The sequence below is a fragment of the Collinsella sp. CLA-SR-H006 genome (assembly GCF_040097075.1).
In the GTDB taxonomy this organism is placed as follows: Bacteria; Actinomycetota; Coriobacteriia; order Coriobacteriales; family Coriobacteriaceae; genus Collinsella.
Map to the genome: position 1 here is coordinate 167,314 of NZ_JBBNPD010000001.1, position 26,530 is coordinate 193,843.

The window sequence follows — 26,530 nt, forward strand, 5'->3', positions numbered from 1 at the left end:
CGATGGCGTATCATTATCTCTTGCTTGTTTGCACTGCTCAGGGAGGGGCCGCGCATGGCGCAGGAACACGATCTGTTTGATGACATTATCGAGATCAGCAAGGGTTTCGACTTTCTTAAAAACCCGCTTGGTGGCGTGACCGATGCACTCGATCCGTCGGCGCCGCAGTGGAATCCTGCCGACTATAAGGAGCGCCCGCGCGGCAACACCATTCCGTGCCTGACCTGCAAAAACGAAAAGAGCGGCTGCACCGCGTGCATGGACGTGTGCCCGGTCAACGCTATCGAGGTCGAGGAAGACGCCATCGAGATCCTCGACTCCTGTCGCAAGTGCGGCCTGTGCGCCGCTGCCTGCCCGACCGAGGCGATCATCTCGCCGCGCCTGGCGCCTAAAAACCTGTATGACGATATCGTCTCTGCTGCTACGAGCCACGAGACCGCCTACGTCACCTGCACGCGCGCCCTCAAGCGCATGCCGCGCGAAAACGAGGTCGTCGTCGCCTGCGTGGGCGATATTACGGCCGAGACCTGGTTCTCGGTGCTGGCCGACTATCCCAACGTGAGCGTCTACCTGCCGTTGGGCGTGTGCGATAAGTGCCGCAACACCGGCGGTGAGGACATTCTGGGCGAGGCGATTGCGAAGGCCGAGGAGTGGTCCGGTACGGGTATGGGCTTGGAGGTCGACTCCAAGAGCCTCAAATGCCATAAGCGCCGCGAGTACGAGCGCAAGGAGTACATGGAAAAGATCGCCCGCACCACGGGCCTTACCGTGACCAAGCTCAACCCGGCGACGGCGGCGCTGGCCTCGGTGACGCAAAAGCTCAAGGCCCATCGCCATCAGATTACCCAGCTGGAGCGCACGCTCAACACCATGTGCGGCACCACGACGACCAAGCGTCGCCGTTCGCTCACCCATGGGCGGCAGCTGGTGCTCTCGACACTGCAGAACCACCCCGAGCTTGCCCAGAACATGCAGGTGAGCACACCGGAGTGCGATTTTGACAAGTGTACGTCGTGCGGCGAGTGCGTCAACGTGTGCCCCACGTTTGCCTGCGATCTGGTGGGAAGCGGCCGCTTTGCGTTGGAGTCCACGTATTGTTTAGGCTGCGGCGCCTGTGTCAAGGTTTGTCCCGAGCATGCGCTCAAGCTTGTTGAGCACGACGCGTCCAATCTGGTCGTCGTCGATCCTGAAGCCGAAGAAAAGGCCGCCCAGAAGGCGAAGGCTCACGAAGAAGCTGAGAAGGTCAAAGCCGAAGCAAAGGCCAAGCTCGACAAGATGCTCGATCAGGTGGAGAAGCTCGCGGACTAGCTAAAAGAGCGTAAATGATGGCCGGTGGGACAGGTACTGCCCCACCGGCCAAAAAGTTGCGGTGGAATAGTTCCTGTGTTGCCCTTAAGCTGGCCATTCTAGGAACTATTCCACCGCAACTAATAGATGGTTAGTTCATGCTGCTTTGGTGGCCGGTTCGACCGGTACCGTTGCGCGTCACGGTTTCATGGAGCAAAAAGAACCCGGGGACCTGTTTTGTCTCGGTGTATTCCATAAGGATGCCGTCGGCGTTGTAGGTCTGTCCGCGTACAACAGCGAGTGCGTTAAAGTCGTCGAGATCGAGCACGCGTGCATCCTCGGGCGTGGGATGCTCAATCGTTACATCGCGTTTGCCCGTGGCAATCTTAATGCCAAGGCCTTCTTCGAGGTAACGATAGATCGAGTCGTTGACAATCTCGGGTGTCAGCCCCGGTACCTGTGAGCTTAGGTAATAGGAGTCGTCGGAGCACACGGCCCGTCCGTCTGCATAACGGATGCGTTTGGCACGCGTGAGCTCACAGCCTTCAGGAAACCCGGTAATCTTGGAGAGCGCCTTGTTACAGACGAGGAGCTCAAAGACAGTGGTAACCGTTTTGAGCTCAAAGCCTCGACTGGCTGCGATTTCCTTAAAGGTCTCGAGTCCGCCGCCGCCACGACTCGTCTCGTCACTGATGTTGCGAATGACGCGCATGCCTTTGCCTTGCTGGGGGAGCACGTAGCCATCTGCCGCAAGCATCGAGATGGCGCGACGGACCGTCATGCGCGAACAGTCAAACAGCTGCGTGAGCTCAGTCTCCGAAGGCAGATAGCTCTGATAAGCGTATGTGCCGTCGTCAATCGACTGCTTCACGTTGTCATAAATAGTTTGGAAGATGGCTCGCGCCATGACGGTCTCCTAGAGCTGGGTGCGTGAACGACGGATGAGGGCCGCCCGCGCAGGTGTCAATCGATTTACTTGCTGGGGTCGATTATATATTTGCCCATGGCACGCAGGGCCGGGTCTGACAGGATGGCACCGAGTTCATCGAGGGAGGCTACCTTTGCGACCATCGAGGATACGTCGAGCCTGCCAGAGTCGACGAGCTCGAGCGCGCGACGCTGTGTGTAAGGGTTGATGTAGGACGAGGTGAGCACGAGCTCCTTCTGGAAGACCTCGAAGGGCTTGACGGTGATTGTCTCATCGGGCTTGGTGAGGCCGAACATCATGACCGTAGCCTTGTGGCCGGCGATCTGGATGGCCTGCTCGATGGTGACGGGCTTGCCGACGCATTCGATTACAACGTCGACGTTGCCGACGCCCTCCTGCTTCAGGCGGGCCGGGACGTCCTCGTGGATGGAATCAATTGCCAGGTCGGCGCCGAGTTTGAGCGCAACCTCGCGCTTGCCTTCGACAGGCTCGAGCAAGACAACCTTGGTGGCGCCGGCGTTTTTGGCGAGCTGCATCATGAGCAGACCGATCATGCCACCGCCGATAACGACAACTGTGCTGCCGGGCTTGATGTTGCACATATCGATGCCGTGCAGACAACAGGCGACGGGCTCGGTCATAGCACCCTGCTCAAAGCTGGTGTGATCGCCCAACTTGTAGACTTGCTGCATATCGACGGAGCAGTACTCGGCAAAGCCGCCGTTAACGGTGGTGCCGTAACCGGTCATATGCTCGCAGTAGTGGTTGATTCCGTCGCGGCAGGGTTCGCAGCAGCCGCAGGGATGGTTTGGGTCGATGCACACGCGATCGCCCGGTTTAAAGCCAGCGACGTCGCTGCCCACGGCCTCGACAACGCCCGCAAACTCATGACCAAGGATCGTGGGCGGGGTAACGTCGGCTGCACCCTTGTCGCCTTCGTAGATATGAACGTCGGTACCGCAGACGCCGCAAGCTTTGACGTTGATCAGAACGTCGCGCTTGCCCACGGTCGGCTTTGCCGATTCCTCGACTCTGAGGTCGTGCTTTCCATAGAAGACCGCGCTTTTCATGGTGACTCCTTAACGTGGCGGTGAATGTTGTAATGAAGTATAGGCATGTACACAGATATAGACAAGCATATCTAGACAAGTAGAAAAGAAATATGAATTGTGGTCATCAGCTATATCAGCTTTAGCAGGCAAAATAGTGGACTTATACCGTTTACGGCCAATAATCGACCGTTTACCGACCGTAGTATTTATGCTAACTTGTCTAGATAAGTGATATGATAAAAATAGAAGCGCAAGAAGTCAGGGAAGCGGGCCCACCCGTCCTATTGCACGAGGTACACGCAAACGGCGCGTCTGCGGTCTCGAGTGAAGCCAAAACCGCAGTCGCTCCGAATGAAGAGAGGGGGATTCCCCGTCATGATGCAAAAGATACAACGTTTCGGCGGTGCAATGTACACGCCTGCAATTCTTTTCGCATTTTCCGGAATTGTCGTTGGCCTGGGTACGTTGTTTACCACCGAGGCGATCTTTGGCGAGATGGCCACTGCGGGCCATCTTTGGTTTGATTGCTGGAATGTGCTGCTCCAGGGTGGTTGGACGCTCTTTAACCAGATGCCGTTGCTGTTTTGCGTAGCGTTGCCAATCTCGCTCGCGAACAAGCAGAACGCTCGCTGCTGCATGGAGGCTTTGGCCATCTACCTTACCTTCAACTACTTTGTAAGCACAATCTTGGGGCAGTGGGGCCCTGTCTTTGGGGTTGACTACTCTGTCGAGGCGGGCAGCGGTACTGGTCTTGCCACTATCGCAAGCATCAAAACGCTTGACATGGGCATCATGGGCGCGCTCATTATCTCTGGTATCGCCACGATGCTGCATAACAAGTTCTTCGACACCGAACTTCCTGAGTGGCTGGGCGTGTTCTCGGGCTCCGTGTTCATCTATATGATCGGTTTCTTCGTTATGGTTCCGGTCGCTCTTATCGCCTGCCTGGTATGGCCGCATGTTCAGGCTGCTATCGCCGCCTTCCAGGGATTCATCCTTTCCGCCGGTACGTTTGGCGTGGGCGTCTTTGCTTTCTTCGAGCGCGTGCTGATTCCTACAGGCCTGCACCACTTTATCTATACGCCGTTCTATTACGACAACGCGGCGGTCAACGGCGGCATCTTTGCTGCTTGGGCTAACATCCTGCCCCAACTGGCTGCCGATCCGAGCATTGCTCTTAAGGATGCCGCACCCTGGGCTGCCTATACCTGCCCTGGATGGACTAAAGTCTTCGGCTCTCTTGGCGTCGCCATTGCGTTTTATATGACCGCCAAACCCGAGCGCAAGCAGCGCGTCAAGGCTCTGCTCATTCCCGTCACCCTTACCGCTATGCTTTGCGGTATTACCGAGCCGCTTGACTTCACCTTCCTGTTCATCGCGCCCGGCCTGTTCGTCGTCCACTGCGTGCTCGGAGCGCTTGGCTGCATGGCTCAAAACCTCCTTGGCGTCGTGGGCATCTTCGACGGCGGCATCATCTCGATGCTCTCGTGGGACTGGCTGCCCCTTTGGGCCGCACACGGTCTGCAGTACGCCATCTCCATCCTTGTCGGTCTGTGCTTTACCGCCCTTTGGGTCGTGGTCTTCCGTTTCCTGATCGTCAAGTTCGACTTTAAGACCCCCGGTCGCGAGGATGACGATGTTGAGGTCGAGCTCAAGTCCAAGGCCGACTACAAGCAAAAGCAGGGCGATGCCGCTGCTGGCAAATCGGTCGCCCAGAGTAAAGATGATGAGCGCTTGGTGCTTGCCGAGAAAATCCTCGATCTGCTCGGTGGCGCGGATAACATCATCGATGTAACTAACTGCGCTACCCGTCTGCGCGTTAACGTCAAGGACAAGGGCGTCGTTGCACCCGAGGCTTCCTTCAAGGCGATCGGTACGCATGGCTTGGTGGTCCAAGGTCAGTCAATCCAGGTCATCATCGGCCTTACCGTCCCGCAGGTTCGCGAGAAGTTCGAGAGTCTTCTGAAGTTCGAGAGTCTTCTGTAAACCATCGTCCATCGAAACAATCGGCCTTGCAGAGCCGGTATGCACCGCAGGGCCGATTCTAGAGATAAAAAACTTCACTTCTAGGTAACAATTCCAAACCGTACAGGCCGCGTGCGGGGATGGATTGAGCAAGCGGCCAGAATGAGGAGGACATCATGTCCAAGAAAAACTATGCCGTGACCATTGCCGGCGGTGGCTCTACCTTCACTCCGGGCATTGCCCTGATGCTGCTTGAGGAGCGCGACCGCTTCCCGGTCAACAAGGTAACCTTCTACGACAACAACGCCGAGCGCCAGGAGACCGTGGCCAAGGCCTGCGAGATCTACTTCCACGAGAACGCTCCCGAGGTTGAGTTTAACTACACCACCGACCCCGAGACCGCTTTTACCGGTACTGACTTTGTCCTCGCTCACATCCGCGTTGGCCTGTACGCTATGCGTGAGCTTGACGAGAAGATTCCTCTCAAGTACGGCTGCGTTGGTCAAGAGACCTGCGGTGCCGGCGGTATCGCCTACGGCATGCGCTCCATTGGTGGCGTCATCGAGATCCTCGACTACATGGAGAAGTACAGCCCCAACGCCTGGATGCTCAACTACTCCAACCCCGCGGCCATCGTCGCCGAGGCCTGCCGCGTGCTGCGCCCCAACAGCCGCATCATCAACATCTGCGACATGCCGATCGACCTCATGGATAAGATGAGCCGTATGTGCGGCATCAAGGATCGTCGCGAGCTGCAGTATAGCTACTACGGCCTCAACCACTTTGGTTGGTGGAGCAAAATCTACGACAAGGACGGCAACGACCTCATGCCGCAGATTAAGGAGCACATGGCTAAGAACGGCTACCTGGACGGCATCGAGCACGAGGCCGGTAAGGAGCAGCATGTCGAGGAGAGCTGGATTCACACCTTCGGCAAGGCCAAGGATGTCTATGCTGTCGATCCCGAGACGATTCCCAATACCTACCTCAAGTATTACCTGTACCCGGACTATGTCGTCGAGACGTCTGACCCCAACTACACTCGCGCCAATGAGGTTATGGACGGCCGCGAGAAGAAGGTCTTTGGCGCTTGCCGCGACATCATCGCCAAGGGTACGGCTAAAGACGGCGGCTTTGAGCCAGATGTACATGCCAACTACATCGTCGACCTTGCCTGCGCACTGGCCGAGAATACGCTCGAGCGCTTCCTGCTGATCGTCCCCAACGATGGCGCTGTGCCCAACTTCGACCCGACGGCCATGGTCGAGGTGCCTTGCATCGTCGGTTCCAACGGCTTTGAGAAGATCTGCCAGGGCCCGATTCCGCAGTTCCAGAAGGGCCTCATGGAGCAGCAGGTTTCCGTCGAGAAGCTCGTTGTCCAGGCTTGGGTCGAGGGCAGCTACCAGAAGCTCTGGCAGGCACTCACGCTCTCCAAGACCATTCCTTCGGCGAGCGTTGCTAAGCAGATCCTGGACGAGCTCATCGAGGCCAACAAGGATTTCTGGCCCGAGCTTAAGTAAGGACTGCTGCCTCGAACTCTCACGCATCTCTGCTTCATTTGCGCCGTCGCGGTGTCCGGATTCGCCCGGATGCTGCGGCGGCGCTATACTTATGCAGTTTGAAGTACCTGTACCAAAAGGAGCTGTCGTGTCCCTTTCCATCGGTATCGTGGGCCTGCCCAACGTGGGCAAGTCGACGCTGTTCACCGCGCTTACCAAAAAGACCGGCCTTGCCGCCAACTACCCGTTCGCCACGATCGACCCCAACGTGGGTATCGTTGACGTGCCCGATAGCCGCCTGCAAAAGCTCGCCGACATTGTCAACCCGGGCCGCATTGTGCCGGCGACGGTCGAGTTCGTCGACATCGCAGGCCTGGTGAAGGGCGCCAACGAGGGCGAGGGCCTGGGCAACCAGTTCCTGGCCAACATTCGCGAGACCGACGCCATCTGCGAGGTCGTGCGCTACTTTAAGGACCCCAACGTTATGCGCGAGGTGGGCCGCACGGGCGAGTTTGTCGACCCCGCCGGTGACGCCGACACCATCATGACCGAGCTTATCCTGGCCGACATGGGCACGCTCGAGAAGCAGCTGCCTAAGCTCGAGAAGGAGGCCAAGCGCGACAAGGAGCTCATGCCCAAGTTTGAGGTCGCCAAGCGCCTACTCGCCTGGCTCAACGAGGGCAAGCGCGCCGCGTCCATGGAGATGACCGACGAGGAGCGCGCCGCCGCCAAGGGCCTGTTCCTGCTCACCATGAAGCCCATCCTGTATGTGGCCAACGTGGACGAGGACATGCTCAACGAGGACCTGGCTCCCATCGATGGCGTCAAGCCGCTGCCGATCTGCGCCAAGATCGAGGCCGAGCTTTCCGAGCTCGATCCCGAGGATGCGGCCGACTACTTGGAGAGCCTGGGCCTGGAGCAGCCCGGTCTGGACGTGCTTGCGCAGGCTGCCTACAAGCTGCTTGGTCTGCAGTCGTTCTTTACGGCTGGCGAGATGGAGGTCAAGGCCTGGACGGTTCGTCAGGGCGCGACCGCCCCGCAGGCCGCCGGCGTCATCCACACCGACTTTGAGCGCGGCTTTATTAAGGCCGAGGTCATTGGCTACGACGACTACATCGAGCTCGGCGGTGAGCAGGGTGCCAAGGCTGCCGGCAAGCTGCGTATTGAGGGCAAGGACTATGTCATGGCCGATGGCGACGTCGTGCACTTCCGCTTTAACGTGTAAGGACGACGCATATGTTTAAATATGGCAAAAAAGCCGGCTACATGGGTATTGCGCTGCTCGTACTTGCGGTGATTCCGCTGGTGGTCGCAGCGTGTGTTATCCCCAACATTGGTCCCGAGGTGGCAACGAAGTTTAATGCCGCTGGCGAGGTGACGCGCTGGGGCAAGAGCTACGAGTTGCTGGCACTGCCGGTGCTCAACCTGCTGCTGAGCGTGGCGACGTACTTTACGGCAGGACGCCAGGCTAAAAACAATGATGGCTCCGCCGCCATGGCACGCATCGTGTGCGAGCGCTACCTGCGCAACGGTTGCATCACGGGTGTGTTCCTCAACGTGATCAACGTTTACTTTATGTACTCGGCGATTACCGGAACGGGCTTTGGCTTTGGTTTCTAGCTTGTCCTTTTAGGCAACGAGCCTGCACGCATATTCAATGGCTGCTGCGAGGCCGCCGCTCGATCGTGGTTTAAAGACCATGTCGGCGGCGGCCTCGTTTTCGTATCCGGCGCCGCGGAGGGCGAGTGCGATACCGGCTTCCAGGAGAAGGGGCAGACCGCGTTGGCTGGTTGCAATTACTGCGGCCTGGTCAAGGGCGCAGCCGTACGTCTGGCATTGAGCGGAGAGCTCGCCTCTCGCCGGATCGGGGAGCAGCGCGGTCGCAACACGGCTTGATAGCAACGTAAAGGCTGTTCGTTCATCCGGGGAAAGGTTTTCGGCTTCAACGACGACAAGCTTGGGCTGCGCGCTGTCTGCGCAACGTGATTTCTGACGCATACAAATCGAGCAAGCCGACATAGAAAACTCCTGTGTATTCGGCAAAACGTAAACTATAGTTTACGTTTTTGTTCGGCTCCATTTCAAACTCGGCTGCATGGACGAACGTGCGAAACAGATTCTTGGCAGGCGGGTCGAAGAGACACGCAGAGACCTTGGTATCTCCAAGGTTGATTTTTGTGTGGCGACAGGAATCAGCCGACCCTACCTCGACCGAATCGAAGATGGGACGGCAAATTTCACGCTCAAGGTTCTATTTAAGATCGCGCCCGCACTCGGCATGACGGTGTCAGAGCTTCTCGAGGGTATCGAGTAGCCTTTTTTTGCTAGATTTGCCGTTTGTTGAACGGGTCCCCCCGACGGCGGCGTGCAAAAACGCGAGTATTCAGCATCCCTCAATAATTTGACGGCAGCCGGGGCCACAAATACGACGCGAAATGTTTTGGATTATCCACAAAATTCAATAATATGAGGAATAACAAGCGCGCGGAACGAGTCTTTCGAGTCGAAAGGCAATTTACAGCCAGCGGTTTTAACGTTCCCGGAAGGGGCGGATGCTGAAAACTCCGCTTTTTGCACGTTCCGAGGGGTACCACGTGCCCTACAAGGCCCAAAGAGGCGGATTTTGTTTTAGCTACGCCATCGGGATGCGGTCGTGGTTGACTTGGCTGTAAAACAGGCGCTGAATCTCGGCCGCATCGCGTGACTGGCCGAGCGCCCACATGGTCTTGGCCACGAGCGTCTCGGTGGTCATGTCGTCGCCGCGCAGAATGCCCGGATGATCCGCGTAAGCACGGCCGACCTCATAAACGCCCAAATCGAGGCCCTCTTCGGGGACCTGCGTGGTCATAACGACAGTACGGCCCGAATCGACCCAGCGGAAAATCGCCTCCTGGAATGATTCGCCGGACTCGCCGAACTCGGGAATACCGCCAATACCAAAGGTCTCAAGGATTACGGCGTCGTAGCTATCGGCCAGGGCGTCCAGGATACCCGGGTTCACGCCGGGCGTGAGCTTAAGGACAAACACGCGCGGGTCGATGCTGTCGTAGAAACGCACCGGGTTTTCGCCCTGATGCGTGCCGTGAAGCCCGTTGCGCACAATGCGGTCGTTGCGGATGTAGGCAATGGGCGGATAGTTGACGCTAATGAACGCGTTAAAGCTCATGGTGCGCTGCTTGCGGGCGCGCGTGCCGGCAATGGCGACGCCGCCAAACACGATCGAGACGTCGTGCGAATGCTCGTCGAGCGCATAGAGCAGGCTCTGGTACAGGTTGAGCTTGGCATCGGTAAAGGGGTTGCCCATGGGCTTTTGCGAGCCGGTGAGTACGATGGGCTTGGGACTGTCCTGAATCAGATAGGAAAGCGCTGCCGCGGTGTAGCTCATGGTGTCGGTGCCGTGAAGGACTACGAAGCCGTCGTGATCGGCATAGCCTTCGACGATGACATCGCGGATGCGCATCCAGTCGCTCGGGCGCATATTGGTGCTGTCGATGTTCATGGGCTGCACCACGTCGAGCTCGCAGAGGCCCGAAATCTCGGGGACGCTCTGGGCGAGCTCCTCGCCGGTCAGGGCGGGGGAGAGGCCGTTACCGTCCTCGGTCGATGCGATGGTGCCGCCCGTGGCGATGAGAAGGATGCGCTTCATGCTGGTATTCCTATCGTATTTGCCGCCACAGAGGCGGAGTCGTTCGGCAGTATTGTGGCACAGGGCGCCGAATGTTCAAACGTATTACATCAGCTGTAACGTTTGGTAACACTTCAATTGCCGTCAAATAGGGGCCCAGGTCGTGCGTTTGCCGTGCGCTGATGGCTGCGAGGGACGAGAAACCCCATATAAACGTGTACACTATGGGAGTTATTTTCGTTCATTCACGCGGGTGGGCACCGGCTCCCCGCCAACAAGAGGGGGAAACCATGGATCAAAAGGCTTCCGCAAAGGTCCTCGTACTCGACTTTGGTGCGCAGTACGGTCAGCTCATTGCCCGTCGCGTCCGCGACCTCAACGTGTATTCCGAGATCGTTCCCTGCGACATCTCGGCCGACGAGATTCGCGAGATGAACGCCTCTGCGCTCATCCTTTCCGGCGGCCCGGCTTCTGTGTATGCCGAGGACGCTCCGTCCATCGACCCCGCCATCTTTGACCTGGGCCTTCCCGTCCTGGGCTTCTGCTACGGTCATCAGATCACGGCCGTGACGCTCGGTGGCAAGGTCGGCCACTCCGAGGTGGGCGAGTATGGCCGCGCCACCATCACGCGCACGGCAGGCGCCAAGCTCTTTAACTCCACGCCCATGGAGCAGACCGTGTGGATGAGCCACCGCGATGCCGTCTCCGAGGTGCCCGAGGGCTTTACCGTTACCGCCAGCACCGACGTGTGCCCGGTTGCCGCCATGGAGTGCGTCGAGCGCAAGATCTTCACCACGCAGTTCCACCCCGAGGTCAAGCATTCCGAGTACGGTCAGCAGCTGCTGAGCAACTTCCTGTTTGAGATCTGTGGCCTGGAGCCCAACTGGAGCATGGACAACCTGGTCGAGACCATGACGGCCGAGTTCCGCGAGAAGGTCGGCGACGACCGCGTGATTCTGGCCCTGTCCGGTGGCGTCGACTCCTCCGTCGTGGCTGCGTTGGGCGCTCGCGCCGTGGGCAAGCAGATGACCTGCGTGTTCATCAACCACGGTCTGCTGCGCAAGGGCGAGCCCGAGCAGGTTGAGGAGGTCTTCACCAAGCAGTTTGACGTCGACTTTATCCACGTCCACGCCGAGGACCGTTATGCCGAGCTTCTGGCCGGTGTGACCGAGCCCGAGGAGAAGCGCCGCATCATCGGCACGCAGTTCTGGAAAGAGTTCTTCGCCGTGGCGCAGCAGCTCGAGACCGATGGCAAGCCGGTCAAGTACCTGGCTCAGGGCACTATCTACCCCGACATCATCGAGTCCGGCGCTCGCAAGACGGGCGGCAAGACGGCCACCATCAAGAGCCATCACAACCTGATCCCGTTCCCCGAGGGCGTACACTTCGACCTCATTGAGCCGCTCGACCACTTCTTTAAGGACGAGGTCCGCGCGCTTGGTCTGGCACTGGGCCTGCCGGGTCACATCGTGTTCCGCCAGCCTTTCCCGGGCCCGGGTCTGGCCATCCGCATCATCGGTGCGGTCGACAAGGAGAAGCTCGAGATTCTCAAGAACGCCGACGCTATCGTGCGCGAGGAGCTCGACGCCTACAACCAGCGTCTGTTTGAGCAGACCGGCGAGCGCAACTCCGAGCACAGCTGCTGGCAGTACTTTGCGGTCCTGCCCGACATTAAGTCCGTCGGCGTTATGGGCGATGAGCGTACCTACCAGCGCCCGATCATCTTGCGTGCCGTCGAGTCCAGCGATGCCATGACCGCCGACTGGGCCAAGCTGCCCTATGACGTACTGGCCCGCATCTCTGGCCGCATCGTTGCCGAGGTTCCTGGCGCCAACCGCGTGTGCTACGACATCACGTCCAAGCCGCCCGCGACCATCGAGTGGGAGTAGTCTGACAGGGTTCTGACCTGTATTTTTGAGTGCCGCACTGTGCTGCTGAGTTTCGTTTTGTACGAGAGTCACGGCAAAGCCGCCAGCGACATTGGTGAGTAAATCCGATTATCGAGCCTCTGTTCCCGCGTCGGAACGGAGGCTTTTTCTTTGGCTATTTACTCCCTTTCACCTGCAATTTCGCGATTTACTCCCCGTGTTTCGAGACGGCAAGGCACGGGGCGGTATTCGGAGGAATGGGAGTAAGGATTTATCCCGAGTGAGTAGACGCGCGATTTTTGTCCCCGAGAACGAAAAGGGGCCGTTTTAGGTCCTTTGAAACTCAAATCGAACTCAATAGGCCTTTTGACGGTCTCTGTGCGGCGTTTTCCCAGGTCGTTAATGGGGAGTAAAGAATCTCACCGTCTCAAGGAAAGCGGGAGTAATCAGGGGAAATGCCGCGGGGTACCGCCGTGTGCCGCCATGTAAGCCACCGCGTCATTTACTCCCCAGGTGCGCCGAAAATGCCTTTGCATGCAATGGGGAGTAAAAACTCAACATACGCAGGCGTGAGCGGCGCTCACCGCCTAGCTTGGCGTCCTGATTCGGTTGCGCTGGTTGCGAAATGCGGGGAGCCGCTACAGCGAGGCTTTCCAGTCCTCGTATTCGTCGGCGTCGATCTCGCCGTTCTCGAGCTGCGCGCGCTTCTCTGCCCACAGCTCGATCGCCGTCGCGGCTTTGGGCGCGTGCGGAGCCTTGGGGTTCAGGGAGAGGCCCGTGCCGTCGGCGGAGGGAACGATGCCGAACGAGTCCTCGAGCCGCACGAGCAGCGACATGAGGTCGCCCGCGGTCTCGACGCCATAGTCCTTGAGGGCGTTGACGGACACGCCGAGCGCCGCGGAGATGGACTCGAGCAGCTCGGGCTTGACGGCGCGGATGCCGCTCTCGTAGTGGCGCACGGCCCCCTCGGTCAGGCCGACGGCCTCGGCGAGTTGAGCCTGCGTCATGCCGCGCGACTTGCGGTACCGCCTTATGTTTTTGCCTACGGACATGCGCCCTCCTCCTGGAATTACGTATCAGCACATCTTATCAGCGTACGTAAATGTACGCAATTCTATTGACAGTACAGATACGTACGTTTACTCTGAATCTGTAAACCGTACGTATTCGTACGCCATTGATTGGAGGAGCCATGGACGAGAAGGTGGCGAAGACGCCGAGGCCGCACATGCTGGACGCCGACGAGGTCGCGGAGCTGCTGAGGATCAAGAAAGGCAGCGCCTACGAGGTGATCAGGAAGATAAACGCCGAGCAGGAGGCGCGCGGGCGCGTGGTTATCCGCGGACGCGTCCGGAGCGACGTCTTCGACGCCCTGTACTTCCCGGAGGTGGACTGACATGCCCGTGTACAAGGATGGCAACAACGGCACGTTCTACGTGCAGTGCTACTACCGCGACGCCCGCGGCTCGAAGCGCCACAAGACGAAGCGCGGCTTCTCCTCCGAGGTGGAGGCCGCAGTGTGGGAGAGCCAGTTCAAGAGCCTTAACGGCGGGGCCATGGACATGACGTTCTCCGAGTTCGTCGAGGTGTACGCCTCCGAGGTGAAGCCGCGCGTACGCGAGCACACGTGGATCACCAAGGAGTACATCATCAACGACAAGCTCGTACCGTTCTTCGGAGACATGCGCATGTGCGACGTGAGGCCGATCGACCTCATCAGGTGGCAAAACGAGCTCACCGAGCACCGGGACGCCGACGGGAAGCCCTGGGCGCCGACGTACCTGCGCACGGTGAACAACCAACTGAACGCCATCTTCAACCACGCCGAGCGCTACTACGGCCTCACCGACAACCCGGTGCGCAGGGTCGACAAGATAGGCTCGAAGAAGGGCGGCGAGATGCAGTTCTGGACCAAGGACGAGTACCTGAGGTTCAGCGAGGCGGTCATGGACAAACCGCTGTCGTTCCACGCCTTCGAGCTGCTGTACTGGACGGGCATACGCTGCGGCGAGCTCCTGGCGCTCACTCCGTCCGACTTCATGCTGGATAGCTCGCGGCTGCGCATCAACAAGTCGTACCAGAGCCTCCACGGCGTTGACACCGTGACCGACCCCAAGACGCCCAAGTCGGTGCGCACGATCGTCATGCCCGCCTTCCTTCGCGACGAGATGGCGGACTTCATCGAGATGCGCGACGACGTCGCCCCCGACGAGCGCCTGTTCGCCGTGACCAAGCACTTCCTGGCCCACGAGATGGAGCGCGGGTGCAAGGCGTCGGGCGTGAAGCGCATCCGCATACACGACATACGCCACAGCCACGTGAGCCTGCTGATCGAGATGGGCTTCTCCGCGCTGGCCATCGCCGAGCGCATGGGCCACGAGGCGGTGGACATCACCTACCGCTACGCGCACCTGTTCCCCACGAAGCAGGACGAGATGGCCGCCGCGCTCGACGGGGCGAGGGGGTAAGCAAGATGCCGTGCGAGAACAGCGCCCGCAAGCGCAGCAAGACGATGGCGTTTCGCTGCACGCCCGAGGAGCACAAGCTCATATGCGAGATGGCAGCCTGGAGCGGCATGAGCAGGCAGGACTACATCATCGCCAAGCTCACCGATACCCAGGTCGAGGTGAGGCCCTCTGTAAGCGTGCAGAAGGCGTTGAAGGACTCGATGGCGGAGTTGTCCAAGGAAGTACGGCTGGCGGCCTCCTACGGCGAGCTGAGCGAGTCCCTGCAGCAGAGGATCGAGCTCGTGATGAGGTTCTTCCTGGCGCTCGGCGAGGGGGTTGAGGCACCAGTGACGGAAGCGCCACCGCAAACCTCGCATTTGGAAGAGCCGACAACATCCGTCATGGATGCGGGCTCCGACACCGCAAGCATCTTCGAGATGGGGCGCATGTAAGGTTTAACGCCAGACCTCCAACGCCTTGTCCGCAAGCCATTCGGCGCGATCGGCGATATCGCCCTCGTCCCAAGACTCCTTCTCCAGGGCGCCGGCCATGGTCGCAAGGCCGGCGGCGCAGAGGGCAAGACCGTCCTTGTATCCCTTTCCCTGCTTCTTGGTGGGCCAATCGGCATCGCGGATGGAGGCGTTGAGCGAATGCGTGATGATGGCGAGGTTGCCGAGCGTGAGGAGCTTCCTGTCCCTTCGCGTGGCAGCCTCATCGTCGAGGGCTCCCCATTTGTTGCGCCACTTCTTGGGCATCATGTGTTCGAGGGTGTACTGGTTGAACCCGAGCAGGGCCGTGCTGCTCATGCCTGGGCGAATGGCGCTTTCCAGCAGATAGAGAACGCCCTTGGACTGAAGGTTGTACAGACACGATTCCTCGAACGCCCTTCGAACCTCGTCATCGCCGGGCATGTACGTCGTCGCCTCTTCGTTTGCTTCAAGAGCCTTCCTCAGCGTCTCCGCGTCCTTCACCTCGTTCAGGATCAGCGAGGTGAACAGCCTGTTGTAGTTCTTCGTGGTCGCCTGAACCAGCGTTCGGCGGACGATGTAGCTCTCAAGCAGGGCGAAGACCTCGGATTCCTCGCCCGAAGACTCCGCGTTCTTGCGAACGTAGAGCACGTACGGGATGAGCGTCGAGTTCTTGAGGCCGAATATCAGCACGTTCAGGCGCTCGACGCCGGGAGCGGAGGGGATGTCCGCGTCGCAGTAGCCGGGGTCGAACGTGGACTCGAACACCTCGGCATACGCCTTCATGCTGTCGAGGATCTCGTCCTTGTCTCCGTTGCAGTACCTGCCGATGAAGTCCTTGTAGGACTGGAAGAGGTTGGACGTGCGCGAATAGAAGAGCTTGTCCTCGGTCGTGACGCCGCGCTTCTTGTCCTGAACCAGGATCTGGAGGAACGCGTCGAAGAACAGGTCGACGAGCGTGCGCTTGATGCGCCCGGTAACGACCTCCTGCTCCCAATACTCCCTCTTCTCCGCCGTGGGTTCGAAGACGTCCTCCCAGCACTCCTTGAACGCCTGCTCGTTCTCGCGGTTGAAGAAGTAGTTCTTGAGGAGCTCCGCCGTCGTCAGGCGCACCCCGAGCGAGTTGATGGTGTCGAATATCTGCTGCTCGTCCTCGCCCTCGGTGAGATCGATGCAGACGAACTGGACGTTCGACTTGATCGTGTTCCTGTCGACCTTCTCTGGGTCGATGTTCTTGAGGAAATAGTTGTAGGCAAGGACGATGGACGAGGAGCCCTCGACAGGCTCGCAGCCCGTGGCGCTGACGACCTTCTCGAAATCCTGCCGGTCGTACTTGCCATGTCTCAAGGCGACTTCGCCGGTCTCCAGGACGAAATCTCGCTCGAACAGCCTATCGGCGTCGATTCTCGCGCAGAGTGCCTTGAAGAAGATGACCATGGTCGTGAGGCGCTGCTGGCCGTCGATGACTGTGCGAACCTCGGACACCTCGGACCAAGTGTTGCCGGAGGAGGCTTGCTTCAGGATGATCGAGCCCAGGAAATAAGGTCGCTTCGAAGCCGTGACGAACTCCATGTCGCCGAGGAAGCGCTCCCATTGCTCTTCTCCCCAGACGTACGCCCTTTGGTAGAAAGGTATTTCGAGCAGGCGCGATCCGTTGAACACGCCGCTTATCGTAGATTTTCCTGCATCCATCCTTAAAGCCCTATCTTTCCTTCGCAGTTGTTACTTATGAGCCAATATCGTCAGTGCGCCGTTCGGCCTCTTAGTATTCCAGGCTCTTGGCATCTTCTCCCAGCAGGCGCTCGAAGACGATACGCAGGTCCTCGTCATCGAGGTAGCCGCCCTCAAGGCAGCCGCGGTCGATGGCGTCGAGCATCGTCTGCTCCTTCTCCTTCAAGCGGTCGTAGATCACGGCGTCGAGGGATAGCTCCCTGCCGTCGCGCATGAACTTCTCGCGCATGAAGTAGTAGCGCGTCTTCTGGTCGTCGGGCAGGCCCAGACGGTGTATGCGGTCCTTTGACTGCAGCAGGTGCACCAAGTTGTAGCTGTACTCGAAATACACCGCGTCGTGGCAGACGCTGTGCAGAGAGACCGACTCGGCAAGCGTCTGCGGGTTGGTCACGAGCACCCTGAAGCGCCCCGCGCGGAAGTCGTCCAGAATCTCGCGTCTCTCTTCCTGTGGCGTGGCGCCGTAGATCGCCTCTGCCGGAATCCCCATGGCGGCGAGGTCGCGGCGGAGGTTGCTGATGCTGCGTACGAAGATGCACCATACTATGACGGGGCGGCCTTCGGCGACGATGCGCTCCACGAGCCGCTCGCACGCCACGAGCTTCGAGCTCGGGCGGCTTCGCTCGATGGCCTCGTAGAACGTCTGCGAGAAGTCGACGTAGTCGATATCCGAGTAGTCATCGCCGACCTGGTCGAGCACGTACTCGAGGTCGCCTGGGTCCACTGCAGAGCAGAGCATCTCGGGGTCGCTCTCGAGCTGCAGGGTGCGTATGATCCTCGCGAGCGCGTTGGGGCAAGACGCGTACAGGACTCGCAGCAATGTGTCCTCATCGGGCGTCGCCTCGACCTCCACGATCTCGTCGGGCTCCGGGCGCGGCACGCCGAGCTCGTCCTTGTTCGTTCGGCAGAAGAAGGGCGCCAGGCTGTCGTTGAGGCTTGCCTGGAGGTCCGCATCGGGCGCGCGGAGCTCGCCCGGCTCGTAGCCGAAGAACGTGTCGTAGTCCTCGGGGTACAGGATGTGCAGCAGGTTGTAGATGTCCTGGTAGGTGTTCGGGATGGGCGTTCCCGTAAGGGCGATCACGAACTTCGCGCCGTCGGCCGCCTCGAGCGCGGCTTCCGCGCGCCTGCCGCCGATGGCCTTCACCCGGTGCACCTCGTCGAAGACGAGCAGGGTCTGGTCGGGGATGATGGCATGCAGCTCCCGCACGTAGCCCGAGAGCGACTCGTAGTTGAACGTGAACAGGTTGCACGCGCCGCTGTCGAGCGACAGCGCGTTGCGCCTGCGCTCGGTCGACATCGCCGCTATGGCGGGGTCTCCCAGCGAGAAGCAGCTCAAAGGCAGCTTATCCCCGAAGGTGGCGACCCACTCCTTCTCCCACGACTCGAAGCCGTTCTTGGGGCAAACCACCACGATGCGGCGCGCGAGCCCCAAATGGCGAAGGTAGGCGAACACGCCGAGCACCGTCGCGGTCTTGCCGGCGCCGGGCACCGAGAAGTCGGCCGCGCGCCCAACCGTCGCCATGAAGAAGGCGTCGAGCATCTGCCGGTCGCGCAGGGGACGCACCATCGAGGCGTTCACTACGTCGCGGAACTCCCGGAAGCGCGGCCCCAGCTGGGGGTCGTCGGCGATGCCCTCGGCGGTCTGCGCCTTGATGGCCAACCCCACCTCGGAGCGCTCGCGGATGTAGGTCTCGCCGGCGTTCACGAAGGCGCCGAAGCTCGGGTCAACCGAGACCTCGACGCCGTGGCCGTCGGCCTCCATGATCGCCTCGAGCATGTCCTGGCACTCGCGAAGGCCCATGCCGCCGTCGAGTAGGATGCGGTCGCGATCGGTGCCGTCGACGGCGCTCGCCGGGTAGTACAGCCAGGCGCGCCATGCGGCCGAGGCCATGAACGAGGCGATGTCTTGCCCCTCGATGCGCAGGTACATGCCGGGGCGCGCCTCGTCGTAGCAGACGACGGCCCTAGGCGCGCTCATCGATCTCACCGATCAGCTCTTCCACCTTGTCGGCGACGGCAACGAGGTTGCGGCGCACCTTCTCGAGCTCGTCGGGTCCCAGCACGTCGAGCATCTCGGGAAGGATCTTCTCGAGCTCGGAGAGGCAGTCGGCGGATTTCTTGGCGGGCGTGTCCATGAGCTTGACGCGGCGCACGGTCTCTCTTGCGCGGTCGCCTGCGCGCTTGAAGCCGTCGACGAGGTTGCCGTCCGAGCGCAGCTCGCTCACCTTCTCGCGCGTGAGGGCGTCGGGACCCATCTTCTCGAGGAGCTCGGACATGGCCTGCAGCTCGGCGGCCTTGAAGTCGGCCTCCGCATCCGTGCCTGCCACGCTGCCGAAGTCTCTCACGTATCGGGTGATGTCGCCCTCGGGCTGCACCACCATGTTGGCGAACATGAGTCGTTTGACAAGCTGTTTGTCGCGCCTGTTGTCGTACTTCTTCAGCACGCGGCTGAACTCGCCCAAGGGGCCATCGACCTTGAGGGCGCGGGCGAGGTGGTACTGCTCGGGGGCCTGGCAGAATTCGAGGAACTCCTCCATGTACTGGGCGCGGTCGACGAGTTTTTTCACCTCCGCCTCGGTCATGCCCGTCGCGTTGCCGTACTCCGCAGGGGCTATGAGGTGGTTCTTAACCACGTCGCGGTATACGCCGACGAGGCGGTCGACGGGATCGTACGCCACCTTCTCCTCTTCGCCGATTTGGATGGCGAGCTCGAGCAGCTTGATGCGCTTGGGGTCGCTGCCTGTGGCGTCGTCGAGGATGGCGGCCTCGAACCAGCCCGCCTCGTTGTTCGCCCGCGCGAGGCGGCGGACGCAGGTCAGGCGTCGGTTGCCGTCGATGACGCGTCCGTCGTTGAGCACGATGCCCGGCCTAAGCTGGCCGCGAAGGGCGATGCTCTTCTCGGTCTTCCTGAGCGCGCCGGGGTTGCTCTCGACGATGAAGTCCTCGATGACGCCGTTGTACTCGTCGCGGCCAAGGGCGAGCAGATCCGCGCCCTGCGCGGAGTTGTACTCGCTTACCCAAGTGGCGATGCGGTCGTTCTGGTCGTTGTAGAACAGCAGATCGCACTTGATGCGGTAGATGTCGAAGTCGCGCGTCACGTTGTCGATGGAGTGCTTCTCCTTGCGACCCGTCGGCAGGACGTTGCCAGTCGCGATCCCTTCCTCAAGCAAGCTCATTTCGTGCCTCCTTCTTCCATGCCTCCATGGATGAGTAATATGCGTCCCCGATGTCGTCGTAGTAGACGTCGGAGTTGTAAATGGTCGTCGTCAGAAGCGGTGCCGGGCACGTGATGCCCAGATCGTTCGCGAGCAGTCTCGGCAGGTCATCGCGCTCGATTCCCTCATGGTGGGCGACGATCCACTCGATGAGGTCGGCTGCGGAAAGCCGCCCCTCGCCTCCGGCGACGAACACCTTGGTTCCGGCGAGCGTGCAGCTGCGCAGGAGCCCTCCCGCGTCGAGCAGTCCCTCGTAGAAGTCGTCGGGCATGTCCAGCCCGTACAGCGGATGCGGAGTGGCGCCGCCCGCGCGCAGGCTCGCCACGGTGAAGGGCTCGCCTTCGGGCGCATCCACGCTCACCGCGGGCGCGTACGACTCGATGTCCGCCATGCGCGCGCCTAGCACGTCGTGCAGCCGCGAGAACGAGATGTAGCTGTCGCCCTCGTAGAGAAGTAAGCGGTGGTCCGAAAGCGCCTGGCGCAGCACCTGGCGGAAGGCGGGGTGCTGCCACACGGCGTTCTCGAAGCCGGCGTCGCCCTTCGCGAAAGACGGATGCTCGGCCAGCAGCCGCGTGAAGTGGTCGTTCGGGGTGCTCCCTTCTCGGAAGAGCAAGCCGCGGTCCTCGTAGTAGCCCGCATCCTCGATGCCGCGGTCGAGCGCTTCGGGCGGATCGTCGGGAAACTCGAAGGCGAAGCGCCGACGCACGAGGCCTTCGTCGCAGATGCGGCCGGCAAGCTCCCGGGCAAGGAAGCCCTCGAGGGTGGGTGCCTCGCGCTCGGTGTCGTGCGCTACGGGCACATCCGCACGGGAGGCCGGGGCGCCCGTCGGGCATTCAGCGACCTCGACGCCAAGCCACTCCGAGAAGCTCACGTCCGCGGGCTCGGCGAACAGGTCGAGCCATATCGCGGCGATGCCTGCGCTGAAGCCGTATTCGCGCTCGTAGGCTTTCGCGGCGACGTTTCTGGGCTCGTCCGCATGGCGCTCGGCGAAGGCGCGCACCTGACGGCGGCGGTCGACCTTGCCGAACCCGACAGAGAGGTGGTCGCCCAGGGTGACGCCCTCGTCTGCGTTCCAGAAGACCTGCTTCAGCTCATCGTAGAGAGCGATGGGCGTGGTGATCCCCACGCGCCTTAGCTCATTGCGCGAGACGCGAAAGACTAGACGGGCGCAAAGTTCGGTATCCTCACGCCGTGCCGCACTCACCGCCGCTCGCGCAGCCTCTGCACGCCCATCCTGTTTGCTGTCGACTACTTCCGCCACGCGCTACGCCTCGCCCAGCTTGGGCCCGAAGACGCGCTCGACGTATGCCTCCAGCGTGCCCTCCTTGGCGAGCTCCGCGGCGTCCGCGAGCTCGAAGTTAGAGTCACATCCTTGGCCGACCTCGTCGTGGAAACCCAGGATGAAGTGGGTGGCAATCTCGTAGATAATCTTGGTGGGCGCGATGCCGAACACCTGATGCTCCAGGATGTGGTCCAAACGCTCGCGGTCGTCCGGGAAGGCGGCCTTCATGCCCTCGCTTCGGTACAGGCGCTTGATGATCTCGGTGATGTAGAGGCCAGACTTCATATACAGGTCGGCGAAGGTGTGGCTCGGGTCATCGAAGCAGCCCGGGTTCTCCTTCTCGAAGAGGTCCACCATCTGAACCACGACGTTGCGCGGCGTGAAGATCTGATTGGTCTTCTGGGGCGGCACGTAGTCGAAGATGTCCTCTGTCTGGGACTCGTCGAAGTAATTGGCCAGGCGTTCGCGCAGCTTGATGAACTCGCTCACGGAGTCGTTGAATACGACCTCGTCGAAGAGGTGCCCAACGAAGCGCTTTACCTCGCCGGTCTCGCCATCGGTGTAGTCGCCGCCATCACGCAAAAAGCGGAACTCATCAACGGTGATGCTCGTGACGTCCTGGAAGACGTCAGCGGGGATCACGGTGTCGAAGTTCGCGAGCGTCGTGCCCTCTTCGCCGTAGGCCATGAGGAACGACGGGATGGTACGCGAGAAGCCGCGCAGATGAGCGCGCACCTTGTCCTCGATGCCCTGCTTCTCGTCCTCTTTCTTCGCCGTCTCCACCTCGCGCACCACGGTCTCGCCGGCGCGTTGCACGAGCTCCTCGCGGGAGTCCTCGAGCTTCTGGGCGAGCGTCTGGAACGCCTCCGCTTTCTGCTCGTCATGGCGCTTGTTCACCTCGGCGCGCTCGGTCTCGCTTGTCGCCGCCTTGAGCTCGTCCTTGCGCGACTGCTCGATGCGGCGCGCCTGAATCTGGTAGTCGCCGACCTGGCGGTTGAGTTGGATGTCGGCGTCCGCCTGGACCTTGCGCTCGATCTGCTGCTGCTGGCGCGGCTTGAGCTCGCTGCCGTAGCTCTCCTTGGCGGCCTGTACCAGAGGCGCGGTCACGCTCTGCTTGAAGGCCTCCTTGAGGTTGTCGAGCATCACCCGATCGTCGTCATCGGCCTCGTGGGCTTTCGCGATGTCGTCCATGTGGCCTGAGAATTCGACGGCGATGTCGCCGTAGACCTTCGGCCCGAAGATGTCCGCAGCCTTGCCTGCGACCTGCTCGTCGGGAATCTCCACCTCGCCCTCGTCGTTGATGGAGAGCTCGTCGGCCGTGCCCTCATCGATCTCGACCTTGTTCTTCTCGGCGTTCTGTGCCTTGCCCTGCTCGTAGGGATCGAAGCGCTGGATGATCTCCACGACCTCTGCCGGCGCGCGGAAGACGCTCGCGATGTTCTGGAACAGGAAGTTGCTCATAAAGCCGCGCCTGACCACCTCGCGGGCATGGATGCGCCTCGGCACGCTGAGCACCTGCTCGGCGTCGAGCTCGACCATCTGCCCCTCTTCGTCCTCGCCGTAGACGGGGAAGAAGTTCAGCAACTGACGGATATGGCGCTCGCGCGTTTCGACATCGCCGCCGCCGCGCGCGGTCTCGCCGTACAGGTCGTTGGCGAACTGCTCAAAGATAGTAAGCGTGCGCGCCGGGTCGAAGTCGAAGACGTAGGCGTTCTCCTTGCGCGCGTAGTTGCCGCCGCCCAGGTCGAACAGGCACGGGTTCTGGCTGCGGAAGGCCGCCTGCATGTACAGTGCGGGGCTCGCCATGTTCGAGAGCATGAGCACGGCGGTCCACTCCGGCACGGTCACGCCCGTGGTCAGCTGGCCGACCGAAAGGGTGATGGTCCTGTCGTGGTCCTTGATCGCGCGGCGTACCTTGTCGAGCGATTTCTCGTTCTCGTCATCGGCGTCGATCTTGCCGTCGCCAGCAGCGAGTACCACCTCGTAATCCTTGAAGACGGGGTGCGCCTGCAGCTTCTTGGCGAGGGCGCGGGCGGAGTCGACGCGGTTGAGCATCCAGAACGTGTGACGCAGCTCGTCGCGCAGCCCGGGTGTCGAGAACGGGAACTTCTCCTGCGTGGTGAGCGCGTCGAGGAACTTATCCACGTCGGCGTCGTGCACGAAGCCGCCGTTGTGCTTGGTCGAGAAGAACTCGTTGAGGTCGAAGGCGAACTCGGTCTGCTCGCCATCAATCTCCATGCCGCCGCGGGCCTCCTGCTCGACGATGTCGCTCATCTGGTAGGTGAGCAGGTTGAGCTTGGGGAGGTTGGCGTAGGGGTTCGGCTGCTCAGAGTCGGCAGGCCAGTCACGCTTGGCCTGCTGCTCGTCGGCATAGGTCCAGTTGTAGATGGCGTCGTCGGCGAACTTCTCGTTTGCGATGGCCTTGAAGGGCGTGCCAGAGAGGTGCAGCGTGAAGCGGCGCTTGATGTGGTCGAATGCCACGTCGGTCTTGAAGGTGTCCACGCCCTCGTGTGCCTCGTCGATGATGAGCACGTCCCAGGTGAGGTCGGCCACCTCGTCGAGCTTCTGGTACACGCCGCCGAAGCGGATGGAGCCCTTGAGGTCCTGAAGGCTCACGAACTCGATGAACCCCTTGGGGCCTTCCGGGTCGTTGCGGATGGCGCGCAGGTACTCCTCGCGGCTGAGGCAGTAGGGCTTGCCGGTCAGAGCGTCCACGCCGCTGATGAAGCGGTAGCCGCCCTCCAAGCCCACGAACTTCACGTAGTCGTCGTACCAGGAGTTGGCGATGGCAGGGCGGTTGGTGACGATGAGCACCTTCTGCGCGCCGATACTGCGGCACAGGTCGTATGCGGTGAGCGTCTTGCCGAAGCGCGGCTTGGCGTTCCACAGGAACTCGCCGCCGTGCGCGCCGCCCTCGTCCCAATGGGCGCGGGCGAAGGCTCCCGTCTGCTCCACTGCGCGCTGCTGCTCGGCGCGCAGGGTGTAGGAGGCAGCGCCGGGTGCGTCCAGCACGCCGTCGGTGTCGCGGAACCGGTAGAACTGCTGGTGAGACTCCTCGCCGCTAATCTTGAACCATTCCTTCTTGGGTTCGCGCTCGACGCCCTGCTTCTCGAGGTAGGCGTGGAAGTCGGTGTCATGGAACGTGCCCGCACGGTGCTCCCACGTGGCGTTGCCGCTCCACTCCAGATGCCACTGCACGTCGGCGGTGTGCGTTTGCTGTTTGATTCGCTCGCGCACGTCCTGCTCGGTGTAGCCGATCTTGGTCCAGCCGTTGTGGCGGACGATCTCGGGCGTGGTGTAGGCATAGATCTGCGGCACCGCGGGAGCGGTGGTCTCGATGATCTGGGAGATGTCGATGCTCGCCATTGCTAGTCCATCTCCTTCACATGGGATTCGATGAACTGAATCTCCTCGTCGTCGAGGCCGTACTTCGCATAGAGCTGACGGTCGATGTCAGCAACAGACTGCGACCAATCGATGTCGGAGTCAGAAGTAAAGTCCTGTAGGGGGACATACTTCCATTTTGGTGCGGGATTGTGCTGCGTAATCTTCAGAATTCCGAGCATGGTCCGAGCGAACTTCGATTTTATGTATTTGAGGAGAGCCGTAGCTTCCGCTTCGGAATTGAAACTGCCAATGCTTATGAAGGACTGCGTATGCCCTATTAAGGGCCGCCCTATTAAGGGCGTAGAAAGCACTTCTCCAAGCGCGCCCGATCCGTTGGCGGCAGGAACAAGTACTTTCCATTTGTCGAGGTTCGGATGCGGAGCGATATATCTGGCGGAAATGAACTTGTAAGCTCTTCCGGCGCGACCTCTGCCAAAGATTCTGATGCAACTATCTCCGTCGCCAGGCATCTCGTCAAAGAAAACTACATTGTTAAGGTTGTCGAGAACGTTTGTCTTAAGGTCATAGTCGTGGTTCTTGCTCAACAGACCATGGTCGTCGTCAACATAACGAATCTCGGGATGGTCTTCGTGCATGGCTTCAGTGAAGTGGTAGCTATCGGCCGCGAAGATGATATCGCCGAGGGGTTGGATGCCATGTTTTACAACCTTCTCTTTGATGGTACGAAGCTCATCGAAATGTGTGAACACTTCTATCGCACCGAAATCCCGATCAGCATCTCGATAGGTAACGGCAACACCGCCCTTGATGTCGGTATTCGGAAAGGCGCTGGACGCATCCGCTTTATAGCTCATCACTTTGAAATGGGGGTCGTTAAGCATCTTCCTGTTCCAGGCCTTTGGGGTTGAGCCGGCGTCAAATAGGAATCTAGCGGGAGTGACAAGCTCCACCTTGTCGGAAACCTTGAACGCCGAGTCCATAAACTCGTGATAGATGGGCGGTGCATAGGTCTTATTGCCAGAATCTTGTTCCGCCACTGAAAGCTGATATGGGGATTACCGATTACCGCATAGAACTTCTTTCCCATAATTGCTGCCTCACCTTTCAATGCGGCGAACTCGAAGGGCTCGCCGTTCTGCCAGTCGTATATCACGCAGAGGGGAACCGTTTCCCTTGGCTCCTCTTCTTTGGTCTCTTCGGTTGTCTCGTCGGGGAATACGTCATCGAACAGGTCGAAAAGCGACGGTTGCATCGGCTCCGGCTCGGGCTCCTCGAACGTCCCCAGGGTCGACTCCACCTCGGCGCCCATCTTGTTGGTGGGCACGGCGTCTGTGAAGCCGTTCATCTGCCAGAAGTTCCAGGAAACGATCCATGCCGCCTGCTCGAGCTCGTCCTGTTGGGGGCCCGACCCCCAGCGATTGCGGAGATGCTCGACGAACGTCTCGAGCACATTGACGCGAGCAATAAGCAGGTTGTCGCCCTGGTACTCGAAGCCGTACGTCGCGCGCAGCGCGTCGAGGGCCCGGCGCACCCATTCCTTGCGAGTCTTGGTCTTCTCGGTCACAACGCGAAGCTTGCGGTCAAGGAAGCCTACGCGCTCGCTTACGGGTAGCTCGTCTCCCGTCACGGTGTCGTAGCGCGAGCACACAAACGGCGCCTCGCCACACGTGATCTCGAGCCGCGTAGCCTCCACGTATGCGCGCCAGTCGTGTCCCTTTGACTTTGGAAATTCGATTGGATCACTAGTCGGCGTCCATGTATTGGCGCCATCATCCGCAACGATCTCGGTGTTGAAGACATCGCGCCGGCCGAACCAAGC

General features: G+C 60.5%; 21 protein-coding genes. 10 read left to right on the forward strand and 11 right to left on the reverse strand.

The features are described 5' to 3' along the window. The first annotated feature begins 54 nt into the window (after nt 1–54). Entirely contained in the window at nt 55–1,308 is a 1,254-nt protein-coding gene (locus tag AAA069_RS00790; RefSeq protein ID WP_195443546.1) for a 4Fe-4S binding protein, read from the forward strand. A 130-nt stretch (nt 1,309–1,438) separates the two neighbouring features. On the opposite strand, the gene AAA069_RS00795 is transcribed toward AAA069_RS00790, so the two are convergent. Then, a complete protein-coding gene (locus AAA069_RS00795; protein ID WP_349127306.1) occupies nt 1,439–2,194 on the reverse strand; it encodes a GntR family transcriptional regulator in 756 nt (251 codons plus the stop codon). 65 nt (nt 2,195–2,259) lie between these two features. Beyond that, nucleotides 2,260–3,285, reverse strand: coding sequence for a zinc-dependent alcohol dehydrogenase family protein (locus AAA069_RS00800; RefSeq protein WP_349127307.1), 1,026 nt, complete (start codon nt 3,283–3,285; stop codon nt 2,260–2,262). Between the two features lie 360 nt (nt 3,286–3,645). Between AAA069_RS00800 and AAA069_RS00805 the strand changes: the two genes are divergently transcribed. The 4 genes from AAA069_RS00805 (at nt 3,646) to AAA069_RS00820 (ending at nt 8,351) form a co-directional block, all read left to right on the forward strand. Beyond that, nucleotides 3,646–5,253, forward strand: coding sequence for an alpha-glucoside-specific PTS transporter subunit IIBC (locus tag AAA069_RS00805; protein WP_349127394.1), 1,608 nt, complete (start codon nt 3,646–3,648; stop codon nt 5,251–5,253). 155 nt (nt 5,254–5,408) lie between these two features. Beyond that, on the forward strand, nt 5,409–6,752 hold the full coding sequence (locus AAA069_RS00810) for a 6-phospho-alpha-glucosidase (RefSeq protein ID WP_117798057.1): 1,344 nt from the start codon (nt 5,409–5,411) through the stop codon (nt 6,750–6,752). 127 nt (nt 6,753–6,879) lie between these two features. Further along, the gene (ychF, locus tag AAA069_RS00815; RefSeq protein ID WP_055309950.1) at nt 6,880–7,956 is read left to right on the forward strand and encodes a redox-regulated ATPase YchF; all 1,077 of its coding nucleotides are present in this window, start codon (nt 6,880–6,882) and stop codon (nt 7,954–7,956) included. 11 nt (nt 7,957–7,967) lie between these two features. Beyond that, nucleotides 7,968–8,351: a DUF1648 domain-containing protein gene (locus tag AAA069_RS00820; RefSeq protein WP_349127308.1), complete on the forward strand. Its 384-nt coding sequence runs from the start codon at nt 7,968–7,970 to the stop codon at nt 8,349–8,351. A gap of 9 nt (nt 8,352–8,360) precedes the next feature. On the opposite strand, the gene AAA069_RS00825 is transcribed toward AAA069_RS00820, so the two are convergent. Next, nucleotides 8,361–8,750: a hypothetical protein gene (locus AAA069_RS00825; protein ID WP_349127309.1), complete on the reverse strand. Its 390-nt coding sequence runs from the start codon at nt 8,748–8,750 to the stop codon at nt 8,361–8,363. Between the two features lie 76 nt (nt 8,751–8,826). On the opposite strand from AAA069_RS00825, the gene AAA069_RS00830 reads away from it, so the two are divergent. Next, the gene (locus tag AAA069_RS00830; RefSeq protein WP_035136926.1) at nt 8,827–9,045 is read left to right on the forward strand and encodes a helix-turn-helix transcriptional regulator; all 219 of its coding nucleotides are present in this window, start codon (nt 8,827–8,829) and stop codon (nt 9,043–9,045) included. Nucleotides 9,046–9,363: 318 nt separating this feature from the next. Here AAA069_RS00830 and AAA069_RS00835 read toward each other — a convergent pair whose 3' ends face one another. Next, a complete protein-coding gene (locus AAA069_RS00835; protein ID WP_117848079.1) occupies nt 9,364–10,377 on the reverse strand; it encodes an asparaginase in 1,014 nt (337 codons plus the stop codon). Nucleotides 10,378–10,646: 269 nt separating this feature from the next. Between AAA069_RS00835 and guaA the strand changes: the two genes are divergently transcribed. Further along, nucleotides 10,647–12,245: a glutamine-hydrolyzing GMP synthase gene (guaA, locus tag AAA069_RS00840; RefSeq protein ID WP_035136929.1), complete on the forward strand. Its 1,599-nt coding sequence runs from the start codon at nt 10,647–10,649 to the stop codon at nt 12,243–12,245. Between the two features lie 617 nt (nt 12,246–12,862). On the opposite strand, the gene AAA069_RS00845 is transcribed toward guaA, so the two are convergent. Further along, entirely contained in the window at nt 12,863–13,276 is a 414-nt protein-coding gene (locus tag AAA069_RS00845) for a helix-turn-helix transcriptional regulator (protein WP_129423098.1), read from the reverse strand. A 140-nt stretch (nt 13,277–13,416) separates the two neighbouring features. Here AAA069_RS00845 and AAA069_RS00850 point away from each other — a divergent pair, with 140 nt between their 5' ends. The 3 genes from AAA069_RS00850 to AAA069_RS00860 are packed head-to-tail and all read left to right on the forward strand — an operon-like array spanning nt 13,417 to nt 15,123. Beyond that, nucleotides 13,417–13,620: a hypothetical protein gene (locus AAA069_RS00850; protein ID WP_006681531.1), complete on the forward strand. Its 204-nt coding sequence runs from the start codon at nt 13,417–13,419 to the stop codon at nt 13,618–13,620. A 1-nt stretch (nt 13,621) separates the two neighbouring features. Then, the gene (locus tag AAA069_RS00855; protein WP_101677768.1) at nt 13,622–14,692 is read left to right on the forward strand and encodes a site-specific integrase; all 1,071 of its coding nucleotides are present in this window, start codon (nt 13,622–13,624) and stop codon (nt 14,690–14,692) included. Between the two features lie 5 nt (nt 14,693–14,697). Beyond that, nucleotides 14,698–15,123 carry a hypothetical protein gene (locus AAA069_RS00860; RefSeq protein WP_099432718.1) on the forward strand — a complete coding sequence of 142 codons (426 nt, stop codon included), beginning with the start codon at nt 14,698–14,700 and terminating at the stop codon, nt 15,121–15,123. Nucleotides 15,124–15,126: 3 nt separating this feature from the next. Here AAA069_RS00860 and AAA069_RS00865 read toward each other — a convergent pair whose 3' ends face one another. The 6 genes from AAA069_RS00865 to AAA069_RS00890 all read right to left on the reverse strand — a co-directional run bounded on the left by AAA069_RS00865 (nt 15,127) and on the right by AAA069_RS00890 (nt 25,748). Then, a complete protein-coding gene (locus AAA069_RS00865; RefSeq protein WP_101677769.1) occupies nt 15,127–16,830 on the reverse strand; it encodes a DUF262 domain-containing protein in 1,704 nt (567 codons plus the stop codon). A 70-nt stretch (nt 16,831–16,900) separates the two neighbouring features. Beyond that, nucleotides 16,901–18,844 carry an SNF2-related protein gene (locus AAA069_RS00870; RefSeq protein ID WP_349127310.1) on the reverse strand — a complete coding sequence of 648 codons (1,944 nt, stop codon included), beginning with the start codon at nt 18,842–18,844 and terminating at the stop codon, nt 16,901–16,903. Further along, nucleotides 18,831–20,042 carry a hypothetical protein gene (locus AAA069_RS00875; RefSeq protein ID WP_349127311.1) on the reverse strand — a complete coding sequence of 404 codons (1,212 nt, stop codon included), beginning with the start codon at nt 20,040–20,042 and terminating at the stop codon, nt 18,831–18,833. Before AAA069_RS00875 ends, AAA069_RS00870 begins: the two co-directional genes overlap by 14 nt. Continuing rightward, nucleotides 20,029–21,207, reverse strand: coding sequence for a hypothetical protein (locus AAA069_RS00880; protein WP_101677771.1), 1,179 nt, complete (start codon nt 21,205–21,207; stop codon nt 20,029–20,031). Before AAA069_RS00880 ends, AAA069_RS00875 begins: the two co-directional genes overlap by 14 nt. A 138-nt stretch (nt 21,208–21,345) precedes the next feature. Continuing rightward, nucleotides 21,346–24,729 carry a DEAD/DEAH box helicase family protein gene (locus AAA069_RS00885; protein WP_349127312.1) on the reverse strand — a complete coding sequence of 1,128 codons (3,384 nt, stop codon included), beginning with the start codon at nt 24,727–24,729 and terminating at the stop codon, nt 21,346–21,348. Between the two features lie 2 nt (nt 24,730–24,731). Beyond that, nucleotides 24,732–25,748: an Eco57I restriction-modification methylase domain-containing protein gene (locus AAA069_RS00890; RefSeq protein ID WP_198666434.1), complete on the reverse strand. Its 1,017-nt coding sequence runs from the start codon at nt 25,746–25,748 to the stop codon at nt 24,732–24,734. Nucleotides 25,749–26,530: the final 782 nt, after the last annotated feature.